At 44.8% G+C, this 13,818-nt stretch carries 11 protein-coding genes; 5 read left to right on the plus strand and 6 right to left on the minus strand.

Annotated features, from left to right (window positions below):
- Positions 1-60 precede the first annotated feature (60 nt).
- The 4 genes from pfkA to INP83_RS18515 all read left to right on the plus strand — a co-directional run bounded on the left by pfkA (position 61) and on the right by INP83_RS18515 (position 3,993).
- Positions 61-1,044 carry a 6-phosphofructokinase gene (gene pfkA, locus INP83_RS18500; RefSeq protein ID WP_146270564.1) on the plus strand — a complete coding sequence of 328 codons (984 nt, stop codon included), beginning with the start codon at positions 61-63 and terminating at the stop codon, positions 1,042-1,044.
- Entirely contained in the window at positions 1,045-1,893 is an 849-nt protein-coding gene (locus INP83_RS18505) for a hypothetical protein (protein WP_146270566.1), read from the plus strand.
- 5 nt (positions 1,894-1,898) lie between these two features.
- Positions 1,899-2,894, plus strand: coding sequence for a type I glyceraldehyde-3-phosphate dehydrogenase (gap, locus tag INP83_RS18510; RefSeq protein ID WP_219125429.1), 996 nt, complete (start codon positions 1,899-1,901; stop codon positions 2,892-2,894).
- A 214-nt stretch (positions 2,895-3,108) separates the two neighbouring features.
- Positions 3,109-3,993, plus strand: a complete 885-nt coding sequence (locus INP83_RS18515; protein WP_219125430.1) for a polyphosphate kinase 2 family protein — start codon at positions 3,109-3,111, stop codon at positions 3,991-3,993.
- 147 nt (positions 3,994-4,140) lie between these two features.
- Here INP83_RS18515 and INP83_RS18520 read toward each other — a convergent pair whose 3' ends face one another.
- The 5 genes from INP83_RS18520 to INP83_RS18540 all read right to left on the minus strand — a co-directional run bounded on the left by INP83_RS18520 (position 4,141) and on the right by INP83_RS18540 (position 11,177).
- Positions 4,141-4,863, minus strand: coding sequence for an SDR family oxidoreductase (locus tag INP83_RS18520; protein ID WP_219125431.1), 723 nt, complete (start codon positions 4,861-4,863; stop codon positions 4,141-4,143).
- 51 nt (positions 4,864-4,914) lie between these two features.
- Positions 4,915-5,811, minus strand: coding sequence for a helix-turn-helix domain-containing protein (locus INP83_RS18525; protein ID WP_219125432.1), 897 nt, complete (start codon positions 5,809-5,811; stop codon positions 4,915-4,917).
- Between the two features lie 49 nt (positions 5,812-5,860).
- Positions 5,861-6,061: a hypothetical protein gene (locus INP83_RS18530; RefSeq protein WP_146270576.1), complete on the minus strand. Its 201-nt coding sequence runs from the start codon at positions 6,059-6,061 to the stop codon at positions 5,861-5,863.
- Positions 6,058-8,241: a 1,4-alpha-glucan branching protein GlgB gene (gene glgB, locus INP83_RS18535; protein ID WP_219125433.1), complete on the minus strand. Its 2,184-nt coding sequence runs from the start codon at positions 8,239-8,241 to the stop codon at positions 6,058-6,060. The genes INP83_RS18530 and glgB overlap by 4 nt, the downstream gene beginning before the upstream one ends.
- Positions 8,242-8,696: 455 nt before the next feature.
- On the minus strand, positions 8,697-11,177 hold the full coding sequence (locus tag INP83_RS18540; RefSeq protein ID WP_146270580.1) for a glycoside hydrolase family 31 protein: 2,481 nt from the start codon (positions 11,175-11,177) through the stop codon (positions 8,697-8,699).
- 207 nt (positions 11,178-11,384) lie between these two features.
- On the opposite strand from INP83_RS18540, the gene INP83_RS18545 reads away from it, so the two are divergent.
- Positions 11,385-12,104, plus strand: a complete 720-nt coding sequence (locus INP83_RS18545) for a TylF/MycF family methyltransferase (protein ID WP_219125434.1) — start codon at positions 11,385-11,387, stop codon at positions 12,102-12,104.
- Here the strand turns inward: INP83_RS18545 and INP83_RS18550 are convergent.
- Positions 12,101-13,816, minus strand: a complete 1,716-nt coding sequence (locus tag INP83_RS18550; RefSeq protein WP_219125435.1) for an alpha-amylase family glycosyl hydrolase — start codon at positions 13,814-13,816, stop codon at positions 12,101-12,103. The two genes, INP83_RS18545 and INP83_RS18550, sit on opposite strands and share 4 nt — an antisense overlap.
- Positions 13,817-13,818 lie beyond the last annotated feature (2 nt).

The following is a 13,818-nucleotide window of genomic DNA, read 5'->3' on the forward strand; positions in this document are numbered from 1 at the left end:
TTTAATGGTGTAAATCTGACACCTTATATTCGCACTACAATTTACTTGAGTAAAGAGAAGATGCAGAAAATTTCGAAGATCGCAGTCCTTACATCAGGTGGTGATGCCCCGGGCATGAATCCATGCATCAGGGCTGTTGTACGTACCGCTATATATAACGGCTTGCACGTAGCCGGTGTTCGCCAGGGCTACCAGGGGCTTATCGACAATAATATGTATGACATGGACCCACGCTCGGTTAGTAATATACTTAACCTTGGGGGTACCATTCTTAAAACCGCAAGATGCTTACCATTCCGTACTGATGAAGGTATGGAAACCGCATATAAAAACTTAAAAGCTAACGGCATTGACGGCCTTGTTGTAATTGGTGGCGACGGTACATTTACCGGTGCGCTGCGTTTTTCAAAAAAGTACCCTGATATAGCTGTTATAGGTGTACCCGGTACTATAGATAACGACCTGTACGGATCAACCTACACACTGGGTTTTGATACCGCTACCAATACCGTAATCGAAGCTATTGACAAGATACGCGATACCGCAGATGCACACGACCGCCTTTTCTTTATAGAGGTTATGGGCCGCGACTCTGGTGCTATTGCCCTGCGTGCAGGAATATCCTGCGGAGCAGAGGCTATTTTATTACCCGAGCGCGATACGGCTATTGAGCATCTTATAGAGAATCTTAAGGCTGGGCAGTACAATAAAAAGTCATCAAGTATTGTTATAGTTGCAGAGGGTGATAAACGCGGTGCTTATGACCTTGCCGAAGAAGTTAGGAAACAGGTTAAGTTTTACGATATAAAAGTTACTATCTTAGGCCACTTACAACGCGGTGGCAGTCCGTCGGCATTTGACCGGATACTGGGTAGCCGCCTTGGTTTTGCTGCCGTAAATGCCTTAATAAAAGGCGAAACACAAAAGATGGTTGGTTTGGAGGCCAATCATATCAAATTAACCGACCTCGAAGAGGCCTTAACCCAACATCAGTTTAAACTGGAAGAGGATCTGATGGAAATGTCAGATATATTATCGATATAAATGGTTGCAGTTGTATATAGTGGATCTAACAATGCCGGCTGGCGATTAGCCGATAAGACGAGAACCGTCGCATCATTCAATACCGCCGCCATAAATCCCTATTTTAGCGATGAAAAGTACATCGTACAACTTTTTAACAAGAACATCAACCTTATCCACCATGCCGAAGAAATAAAGCGCATTTATTTTTATGGTGCAGGTTCATCAACGCCCGAGCTGCAGCGCATTGTGCATGCCGCCTTTTCAACTTTTTTTAAGTTCGCCAAGGTGCATATAGGGCACGATATTGAAGGTGCAGCCATAGCTTGTTGCCGTAACATGCCGGGCATCATCAGTATTTGTGGCAGCGGAAGCAATGCCGCCTGGTACGATGGTAAAAGGGTAATTAGTAATAATTACGGCCTGGGATACGTGCTGGCAGATGAAGGTTCCGGCAACTGGCTTGGCCGGCAGTTGATAAAGGGTTTTATGAATGAGACCCTACCGGCTAACATTAAAAAGAAATTTGTACAACGCTACGATGCCGACCGTAAAACGTTGCTCGAGAAGGTTTACCGCCAAAAGCAGCCTGCGCTGTTCTTAAGCTCTTTCAGTGATTTTTACCTGGAAAACAAACAGGATGCCTACATCCAAAATGTGATAACTACCGGGTTTAAAAAACTGATGGATACTTACATAGTACCACTACAAAAAAAGCATCCCGATACCCCTGTGCATTTTGCCGGTAGTGTGGCCTCAAACTTTCAGGAGTACCTGCACGAGGCTGCAAAGCAAAGCGGCGTGGTTGTAAATGATATTATTAAAGAACCTATAAACCACTTATTGACTTATTATACAAGCAAAAATTAAAAATCATGAAAATAGGAATCAACGGCTTTGGCCGTATCGGCCGCTTGGCTTTCAGAGCAGCTATTGAAAGACCAGATGTTGAAGTAGTAGGTATCAACGACCTTGTTGAGCCTGATTACATGGCTTACATGTTAAAATACGATTCAACTCACGGCCAGTTTAAAGGTACCATCGCTGTAGAAGGCGGTCACCTTGTGATTAACGGTAAAACTATCCGTGTAACTGCTGAAAAAGATCCTGCAAACCTTAAATGGAATGAAGTTGGTGCTGAAGTGATCATCGAATCAACAGGTTTATTCCTTACCCAGGAAACCGCTCAAAAACATATCGACGCCGGTGCTAAAAAAGTAGTAATGAGCGCGCCTGCTAAAGATGATACCCCTACCTTTGTTATGGGTGTTAATCACAAACAATTAAAGGCAGATCAAAACATCGTTTCAAACGCATCATGTACTACCAACTGTTTAGCGCCTATCGCTAAAGTATTGGATGATAAATTTGGTATCGAAGAAGGTTTAATGAGCACTATCCACGCAGTAACTGCAACTCAAAAAACAGTTGACGGCCCATCGGCTAAAGACTGGAGAGGTGGCCGTGGTGCTTACCAGAACATCATCCCTTCATCAACAGGTGCTGCTAAAGCTGTAGGCTTGGTATTACCTCAGTTAAAAGGCAAATTAACAGGTATGTCATTCCGCGTTCCGGTTGCAGACGTATCTGTAGTTGACTTAACTGCACGCTTAAAAACTCCTGCTACTTACGAGCAAGTTAAAGCTGCTATGAAAGAAGCGTCAGAAGGTGAGCTTAAGGGCATCTTAGGTTATACTGAAGACGAAGTAGTATCAGAAGACTTTAAAGGTGATGCACGCACATCTATCTTTGATGCTAAAGCTGGTATTGCACTTAGCGACACTTTTGTTAAAGTTGTATCTTGGTACGATAACGAGTGGGGTTACTCAAACAAACTGATTGACCTTGTTCAGGAAATTGGTAAACTGTAAGTTTTAGCCACTTATAAGAAAGAGCCTCGCAATTGCGGGGCTTTTTTTTGCCCACACTTTTTTTCACAAGGTGTCATTGTGAGGCACGAAGCTATCTGCAAACTTAAAAGTGCCACTCACTGGTCGAAGGTTATACCTTCGATCCAAAACAAAGCAAGAATCCTTCTTGCGAACAAACAAAAACATTCTGCCCTCTCCCCTGCTTAATACTACCATGAAAGATCTGATCAAACGTTTTAAAGTTGCCGATACCAAGAAGTTCTCGCTGGATGATTACAGTACGGATGACACTTTGAATTTTAAAAAGGAAGAAGCCGAAGACCTGTTAGCCGAACTGATCGAGGAAACTGCAAAGCTGCAGAATCGCTTATATGCAGCAAACTCCAAGTCGTTGCTTATCATTTTTCAGGCGATGGATGCAGCAGGGAAAGATAGTGCCATCGCACATACCATGTCGGGCTTAAACCCGCAGGGTTGCCAGGTGTATAGTTTTAAACAGCCAAGTGCCGAAGACTATGAGCATGATTTTTTATGGCGACATTATAAATCACTTCCCGAGCGTGGGCGCATTGGCATACATAACCGATCGCATTATGAGAATGTACTAGTAACTAAAGTACACCCAGAGTTTATCCTGAAGGAAAACATCCCCGGCATAAAAAAGGTGGACGATATTGATAAAAAGTTTTGGCAGCAACGTTACGAGAGCATCCGCAACTTTGAAAGCCATTTAGCCGAAAACGGAACAGTAATCATCAAATTCTTTTTGTACCTGTCTAAAGACGAGCAGAAAGAGCGCTTTTTAAAACGCATAGAGGATTCGGAGAAGAACTGGAAATTTAGCGCTGCAGATATCAAAGAGCGCGAACGCTGGAAAGATTACATGCACGCTTATGAAACAGCAATTAAAGAAACCAGCACAAAAGAATGTCCATGGTACGTGTTGCCAGCAGATAAAAAATGGTTTACCAGGATAGCTATTTCTACCATTGTACTGCATACGCTAAAAGAGATGAAACCAGAGTACCCTGAACTACCTAAAGATGAAAAGAATGGATTAGAAGAAACGCGGAGATTGCTGGAGGAAGAGAAGAATTAGCAGCTAATATATTTCGCCATCCTGAGCGATAGCGAAGGATCTATAATTGAACCATGCATGCGGGTTAGCAAAATTAACAATAGATGCTTCACTACGTTCAGCATGACAAACTTTTGTGTGGGTATTGCTACCGCCACCACTATAGTTTTACCAAGGCGTAACTCCGTAATCGCTGAAGTAACCGCCGGTTGGGCCGTCCTTATCGATCATGGCATATTTAACAATTGGAGCGGCGCCATCCTCAACGGTTTTGTAGCCCTGGTTGTTGTTAAAGTCGGTTTTAGTATAGCCGGGGTTGACTGCATTTATCCTGAAATTTTTAAGCTCATAAGCCAAAGCAATAGTGTACCCGTTAAGTGCGCTTTTTGAAGGACCATAGGCAGCAGTTTTTACCTCATAATGTCTCCATGATGGGTCGGAATGCAAGCCAAGCGATCCCAGGTCTGACGTAACATTAACTATCCGCGGGTTTGGCGAATTCTGCATCAGCGGCACAAAGGTTTTTGTTACGCGTGCCACCCCGAAAACGTTCACTTCATATACCTTGCGGTAAGTTTCGATAGGTGTATCCAACACCGGCTGCGGAATGCTGCCCGGGATACCTGCATTATTGATCAGTACGTCCAGGTGATCTATTTTTGCAGATAAAGTTTCGTAAGCACGCTGTACGGACTCATCGTCGATAACATCTATCAACAATAGCTCAACATTAGTTAAACCCTCGCTATGCAATTGCTCAACGGCTTCGTTACCGCGTGCTTCGTCGCGGCAGCCCAGGTAGATGTAGTAGCCGGCAACAGCCAGCTGGCGGGCGGTTTCCAGGCCAATGCCTTTATTGGCACCGGTTATTAAAACAGTTTGTTTTTCCATAACGCAAAGCTAATGCAGCATAGGCTTACGGCCGCTGCACATTGCAAGGCATTAATTGTACATTTCACGGATTTGCTGCCTAAAAGCCATTGGGGTAGTATTAGTAAGGCGTTTAAAGAAACGGTTAAAATAAGCAGCATCTTCAAAACCTAACTGGTCGGCAATCTCCTTAACAGACAACGCGGTGTGCAGCAGACTACGCTTTGCCTCAACCAATAAACGATGGTGTATATGGCTAATGGCCGTTTTGCCGCTGTGTTGTTTAACACTATCGTTTAAATGGCCCGGCGTAATATTCAATAAGTCGGCATAAGAAGCCACATCATGAGTAGTGGCGTAGTGCTCCCCTATCAGTTCCTGAAATTTCCTGAATAAACTTAAGCAATAATTCTGCGTGACCCTATGCTCGCCAAACTGTTCGTTGTAGAGCCTGCTTAGATAGATTAGTGCTACCCTTAGCCACGATGCAAGCATCTGGTTTTGCCAAACGCCACCTGCATTATATTCAGCGGTTAATTTGCTTAGCACATCCTTTAAATAAGCGTAATCATCGTCGCTTAAGACCAGCTCATGCATACTTAAAGGATTGGTGATAATTGGCAGGTTGCGCAAAGTCCGGTTTTCCTCCAGCATCAAAAACGCTTCGGTAAAGCTAACCACATAGCCTTTCATTGGTTTGCTCTCTTCTTTAAGATGCACTTGCTGAGGAACAGTAAAATAGAAATGCCGGGGTTTAATTGTGTAGGGCAAAAAATCTATCCAATGCCTGCTATCTCCCTGCTCAACCAGTGCCATAAAAAAGTAATCCTTACGGTGTGGTTTCAAAAAAGCAGCATCGATAACGATATCAACGCCATTGGCTGCGTAAACCGTTATATCTGTACGGTTGCCGGCCAAGTTAGCTAAAGGGTATGCAATTATCTTTTCAGGTGCTGTTAATACCGACATTGTACAAAGGTAACTTGATCATTTCCATCGCTCTGTCAAAAACGCATTATCACATTAATTCGCCGTCCTTTTTTACATGGTAGGTTTTATAAGCCATGTAATATAACAAAAGCGTTGGGATGATATAGAACAACGCACCGCCGTAACTCACTTCCGGAAACGTTGATATGATGCTGTACGCCAGCAATGCTAAGGCTACCGTACCACCTATCAGATACAGGTAAAAGAATTTGCCGCGCCCATCACTCATGCCTTATCTCCTTTCGCTTTAGCCGAAGATGCGTCGTTACGTTTAAATACAACAGCTGCTAAAGGCGGTATAGTGATAGTGATGGAATCAGGGCGACCGCTCCATTCTTCTTTTTCAGACGCGAGTGGTTCAAAATTGCCTACGCCACCACCCCAGTACTCTTTCTTATCAGAGTTAAACACCTCCTGCCAGTTACCTGCAGCAGGTACCCCTATCCTGTAATTATGATGAACCGCCGGTGTCATATTCAAAACCACTAACAGGTCATTTGCGCGATCAATACCTTTGCGGATGAACACCAGTATAGACTGCTCATAGTTACCTGCATCTATCCACTCGAAGCCTGTCCAGTCGAACGCTTTCTCATACAGCGCTGGCTCTGATCTGTAAAGCTGGTTAAGTGCCTTAACGGTTTCTTTTATTCCGAAGTGACTATCATACTCCAGCAAATGCCAGTCTAATGAATACTGGAAGTTCCATTCTTCGCTTTGTGCAAACTCGCCGCCCATAAACAGCAGTTTGGTACCGGGATGTGTAAACATAAAGCTGTATAGCACACGCAGGTTAGCAAAGCGCTGCCAGTCGTCGCCGGGCATTTTGCCTATCATGGATCCTTTGCCGTAAACTACCTCATCATGCGAGAACGGCAGCATAAAGTTTTCAGTGAAAGCATAGACCAAACTGAAGGTCAGCTGATCCTGGTGGTATTTACGGTAGATAGGGTCGCGGGCAAAATACTTAAGGGTATCGTGCATCCAGCCCATCATCCATTTCATACCAAAGCCCAGGCCACCGGTGAATACCGGCCTGCTTACCCCGCTGAAGGATGTAGATTCTTCGGCAATGGTTTGCACATCGGGGAAGTTGCTGTAAACGGTTGAGTTAAACTCTTTGAGGAAATCAATGGCTTCAAGATTTTCATTACCACCGAAAATATTTGGTTCCCACTCGCCGTGGTTGCGGGAGTAATCCAAATATAGCATGGATGCCACAGCATCAACACGCAGGCCATCGATATGGTACCTGTCTAACCAAAACAATGCGTTACTGATGAGGAAAGCCTTAACCTCGTTGCGACCATAATTGAATATATAGGATTTCCAATCCGGGTGGAAACCTTTACGCACATCTTCATGCTCGTATACATGTGTACCGTCAAACCGGTATAAACCATGTGCATCGCCGGGAAAATGCGAAGGTACCCAATCGAAAATTACCCCGATGCCCGCTTTGTGCAGTTCTTCAACCAGATACATCAGATCCTGCGGCGTTCCATAACGCGATGAAGCGGCAAAGAAACCCGTGATCTGGTAACCCCAGCTTGGATAATAAGGGTGCTCCATCAAAGGCATAAACTCTACATGTGTAAAGCCCATTTCGGTAATGTAGGGTACCAGTTTTTCTGCTACCTGGCGATAATTTAAAAATTCGTCAGGACTCTCCGAACTGCGCGCCCATGAACCCAAATGCATTTCGTAAACAGAATATGGTTTATCCAGCGCATTATGCTTGTAACGGTTTGCCATCCAGTCCTGGTCTTTCCACTCGTAAAAAGTATCAGCAACAATGGAAGCCGTATGCGGAGGAATCTCCCAACGCAAAGCGAAAGGATCACTTTTCTCCAGCGTTTCACCGCTTGATGATTTAATGAAGTATTTATAAGTTTCGCCGACGCCTACATGAGGGATAAAACCTTCCCAAATGCCTGATGCATCCCAACGAGGGTTAAGCGAATGCGAACCACTGTTCCAGCCGTTAAAATTACCTATAACCGATACATATTGCGCATTCGGTGCCCAAACGGCGAAATACGTACCTATCACACCATGATGCTCTACCACGTGCGAACCAAACTTTTCGTAAAGTTTGTAATGCTTACCGCCCTTAAACAGGTCTATATCAAAATCGGTAAAGCGGCTATATGGCTCAACAGGTTTTAATCCCGTTGTACTTTGCACCACCTCAAGCTTTTTAGCTTTTGCCTTTGAAGGCTTTTGATCTGCAGATACTGTTTCGGCTGTTTTAGCTATTGTTGCACGCTTAGCAGCCGGCTTTTTAACCGCCGCATCTTCGCTTGCAGAAGGCGTTGCTTCAATAGCTTTTGATGCTGCCTTTTTCGTAGTTTTAACTGATTTGCTTTCGGCTGGTTGGTCGGTTGGTTTGGAAGTTTGTTTTGCCATAGTGAGTGCGGGGGCTTAAGCCCAACGGTAAATCGGTTACAGTAAATGTAACTAAATATATCACTATAGAACAGACTTTAGAAGGAGATGTTTCTTTAAAAAGAAAAACGCCTGAGAAAGCCTCTCCCCAACCCCTCTCCAGGGAAGGTGGCTTATTAAAGCTTTTGTCATTCTGAGCGACAGCGAAGAATCTAAACGCTGGCAATGAACGCAGGCAGATGCTTCGTTCCTCAGCATGACAAAAACTTATAAGTTGTAATTGCGAGCGATAGCGCGGCGATCTCTTAACAGGTATTTCAAACGCGATGAGATTGCCACGTCGCTACGCTTCTCGCAATTGACATGATTTTATAAACAAACAGCCCCAACAATGTTAGGGCTGTTTGTTTTCTTACCCTCTTTCCGCAAGCGGAAAGAGGGTCGCGCATCCCGATAGCTATCGGGACAGGGTGAGTCTACCCAAATATCTCTATAAACTTAAAGTTCTTAGTAAATTTAAACTCGTAGGTTTTATCGGCATTTACGCTGATGCTGCCTATCTCTTTACCATCAGCTATAATTTTTGATGGCACGAAAGGCAAGCCGTTTATTTTAAAGTGATATCCTTCGTAACGCGGGGTGTACAAACCTTCCATGCTTTGTTTGATGGTTAGCTTGTTGGCATCGCCGTTCACAACAAATTTTTTCTCCAGGTAAATATCCTGCTCGTATGCGAAGGTTTCTCCGTAGTCCTCGAAAAGGAAGGAATTGACCTCGTAGTTAGTGTAGAAGATGTTAAGTTTCACCTCCTCAATTTCTTTTTCGCCCGTATATTGCATCACCGGATATTCAGGAATAACAGAGCCTGCCTTTACGAAAACCGGCATCACGTCTAAAGGTGTTGGTACAGTTATTTCGCTACCTCCCTCAACTGCATCCAGGCTCCAGAAATCGTACCAGGTACCTTTTGGCAAATACACGTTACGGCTCTTTTGTCCCGGCTCCAGAACAGGGCATATCAATATTTTATCCCCGTAAGTAAATTCATCCTGGCGGAAATGGTTAGACAGTACTTCCTGCTCGTGCATCAGCACCGGTCTCAGAATAGGAAAACCATAGCGATGGTGCTCCCAAAATGTTGAGTACAGGTAAGGGATAAGCCTGTAACGTAACTCTATAAATTTACGGTTAATAGATGTGAACGGCTCACCGAAACTCCAGGGCTCACGCTCTTTAGTATCACCGGCAGAGTGCGCGCGCATAAACGGAGAGAAAGTTCCCATCTGGATCCAGCGGGTAAACAGTTCGCCATCAGGTTCACCGCTAAAGCCACCTATGTCGGTACCGCAGAAAGAGATACCTGATACTGATAAGCGCTGTAACTGAATATTCCCTAACTTCAGGTGCTCCCATGATGCCACGTTATCACCCGTCCAAACAGACGAGTAGCGTTGCACGCCCGAATAACCGGCACGCGTGATGGTGAATGGACGTTTATTTTTCATTTGCTTGCGCAAACCTTCATAAGTTGCGCGCACCATCTGCATACCATAAACGTTGTGTGCCTTACGGTGCGATCCGCGGTAACCATCGTACTGGTGGCGCACATCATCCGGGAAGGTACCCGAACCAAATACAGCCGGCTCGTTCATATCATTCCAAACACCTGCAACACCTGTTTCCACCAAACCTTCGAACAGGTCACCCCACCAGGCGCGTACCTCGGGGTGGGTAAAATCAGGGAACTGGCAACGGCCCGGCCAAACGTGGCCTTCCATAAAGTAGTCATCGCAACGGCGACAAAAATATTTTTTCTCCTTACCTTCCTTAAATACCCAGTAATTATCATCCACGCGGATACCCGGGTCAATGATCACCACCGTTTTAAAGCCGCTTTCGGCCAGATCAGCGATCATCTTTTTAGGATTGGGGAAATATTTAGGGCTCCAGGTAAAGCAACGGTAGCCATCCATATAATCGATATCCAGGTAGATACCATCGCACGGGATGCGGTTCTTGCGGAAACCATTTGCTATTACACGTACCTTATTTTCGGGATAGTAGCTCCACCGGCATTGGTGATAACCCAACGCCCATAGCGGCGGCATAGGGTGAGTACCGGTAAGCAGGTGGTAATTTTTCACTACATCCATCATGTGCGGGCCGTGGATATAGTAATACTGCATCTCGCCACCATCGGCCCAGAAACTGGTTTTGGTGCGGTCTTCAGATCCAAAATCAAAGTGTGCTTTGAAAGTATTATCAAAGAAAATACCGTGGGCGATGCCTTCATTTAAACTAATGTAGAACGGGATGGCACGGTAAAGCGGATCCTGGTTAAACCCGAATGAGTAGGCATCGGTATTCCAGTTCTTCAAACGCTTGCCACGCAGGTTAAACTCAGTGGCCTTATCACCTAATCCAAAAAAGCTTTCCTGCTCCTGCGTGGTTTTGGTACAATACACGTAGTAACCACCAAACTGGGTATTCTCTTCCCAGTGCATAGGTACGGCATCAGCATCGGTAATATGATCATCCTTATCAGAGAACGAGATAAAGAAATCTGCCTTACGGATATGACAGTTTACCTCGGAAGTTGAAACACGGTATTCCAGTTCATTTTCAAGCAAAGTAAAATCTACATGCTTTTGCGGCAGTTTTTCAACCGCATAAGAAAACTCTTCTAAGAAAACGCTGTGAGGCGCTAAACGCACACGGATGATCTCGTTGGTGACCACCACGATCTCCACTTTGGCATCGCCATCACTAAAGAATATTCTGTTACCCACTTTCTCGGCATGGTTGGGTGTGCCAAGATATTTTTTCACAATGGGTTTTATGCTTTCTGCCGGGTTGTTAAGATGGTGAAACTCTTCCTCATCAACCGCAATTTCTTCCACCTGCAGCAACTTCGCTGTTATCAATTCGGGATTTGGGTCAGGTACATTTTCTGCCATATTCTTTCAAAAAAATCAATATGCCCTGTTTTTAATTATCATTACAGCGCATGATATTACTATCAATTTAATTATTGGTAACAGCTAATATCTGTTTAATTATTGACTTTATATGCCATTATTACGCCAAAAATATGCTTTTAAAACAGGGCTGCATTTTTAAGAATATAATAATACCTTAGGGAGGTAACGTTTAAATATTTTGAAGTGAATAATTATTTTATCACCAAGCCACCTTATGCCTCGGCACCGGGTAAGTTAGCGCCTTTAATTAAGTTTATTAATAAAGGCTTAAGGTATTTAGATACGGGCTACCAGATACAAGAGCTGGACAACCAAGTTGACATGAACACCGTTGAGCAGCGCATCAATTATTACCACCTGTTAACAAATGTAATAAACACCGGGGTTGAGGGTGATGTTGTGGAGCTGGGCACGTTTACAGGCCAATGTGCTGCGTTATTTGGTAAAGTTATAGCAGATAGCGGTTCTAAGGTGCAATTGCATGTTTACGATAGTTTTGCCGTATCTTTTAAATTTAAAGGTGATATAGAAAATAAGCTGAAAGAAAATTTCACCAGCGCGGGGCTTCCTTTGCCGTTAATACATAAGGGGAATTTTTTCGACACCTTGCCCATTGAATTACCCGAAAAGCTTTGTTTTGTTCACATTGATTGTGGTTTTGGCGGCAATGCCGAAGAACATAAAAAAGTAATGCTGCACTGCCTTAATAGCGTTTATCCGCGCATGTCGCCGGGCGCTTTGTGTGTACTGATGGATTACAACGACCCCGCCGAAAACGGGATCATGCCCAACATTGCACCTGGCGTAAAAATGGCCTGCGACGAGTTTTTAAAAAACAAGCCGGAGACCATCACCGCCTTGTACGGCAATAGCTACCTGCATGCATACTTCCGTAAAGTTTAATCGGCTTTTACTGCAAGTAACAGACCGTCCATCGCATTTATTTCAATTTGCAAACCGTTGCTGATATTATCGGTGTTAGACGTTTTTCCTGTTAACAGATCTGTAAATGTTTGGGCACCTTGCAAAGCAAGCTTTGATAAAAGATCATCAGATATCTGCACATTTAAGCTGCGTTCTTCGCGATTGAAGTTGACGATCACCAGTACTTTTTCATCAGCCGTGTAACGTGCATATATGTAAAGCTTTGTATCAAACCCCGGCTGCTGCTCATTGGCCATCATCAGCTCGTAAAATTCGCCGTTGCTTAAGGCATCACTCTTAGCGGTCACATTAAGTAGCTTGCCGTAAAACTCGCGCAGTTGTTTCTGCTGCGGAGATAACAAACCACCGTTAAACGCGCCGTTGTTTGTCCACTTTTGTAGTTCCGGCATACACCAATAATCAAATATGGTGGTGCGGCCGTCATCGCCGCTGAAGCCTTGCGCACCAACGGCCGGTTCGCCAACTTCCTGCCCGGCGTATATCATAACCGGACCAGTGTTCAATGTAGCGCTTACGATCATCCCGGGAACGGCCAGCATAGCATCGCCTGCGAAAAACCCGCTGGCAATGCGCTGTTCATCATGGTTCTCCATAAAGCGCAGCATGTGCTCATCAATGCCGGCGGTATGGTGGTTCCACACAGCGTTTATTTCCCAGGTACTGGCACCATCATCATTACAGGTAAGCCTGCGGATAGCATCGTATAAGCCAACCTTATCGTACAAGTAATCAAAGCCGCCGTTATGAATATAATTACCGTATTGGTTTTTATCGTAAGCTTCGCCGATTAAGATGAGGCTGGGATAAGCCTGTTTCATTTGCGGAGTTAGCCATGCCCAAAACTCAACGGGTACCATCTCTATCATATCGCAGCGAAAGCCATCAACACCCATATCGGCCCAGTAACTGAGGATATGGCGCATTTTGTTCCATAACGGCGGTATCTCCTGCAACTCATTTCTTTGTCCGTCCGGGCGGTAAACGCCGTAGTTAAGTTTGATGGTCTCAAACCAATCGTTGATAGATGGCGCTGCGTTGAAAACATCGTTACCGGTTGCTTTGGCAGGGAACTCGTCAAACTTGCCGTCTTTTAGCGGTGAGCTAAACTCATCCCCCCCCGGACTGTAACCTTGCGGTACCTGGAAATGCTGGCCAGCGATATAGTAAAAATCATTATGCTGGCTGTAACCGGATTTATCATCGTCTGCACCAAGATCGCGCACATCATCGGGCTTTAAATCAGATCCGTAGGTGCGGGCCACGTGGTTAGGCACAAAATCAATGATCACCTTCATGCCGGCCTTATGGGTGCGGCCAACCAATTCTTTAAATTCAGATATGCGAAACTCCGGATCAACCGCAAGATCGGTGGCTATATCGTAGTAATCTTTGATGGCATACGGCGAACCGGCACGACCCTTCACCACATCGGGATCATCAGGAGTGATACCCAAGGCAGAATGATCTGTCATCGTGGCGTGTTCTAATACCCCGGTATACCAAACATGGGTAAAGCCCATGGCTTTTATTTCAGACAGGGCTTTCGTGGTGATGTCTTTAAGCTTGCCAACGCCGTTCTCTTCTACCGAGCCATAGAATTTGTTGGTGGTATTTTGATTACCAAACAGGCGCGGTAATAGTTGGTAGATGATGAGTTTGTTGGTTGGCATAC

Source organism: Mucilaginibacter sp. 21P (assembly GCF_019331605.1).
GTDB classification, from domain to species: Bacteria; Bacteroidota; Bacteroidia; order Sphingobacteriales; family Sphingobacteriaceae; genus Mucilaginibacter; species Mucilaginibacter achroorhodeus.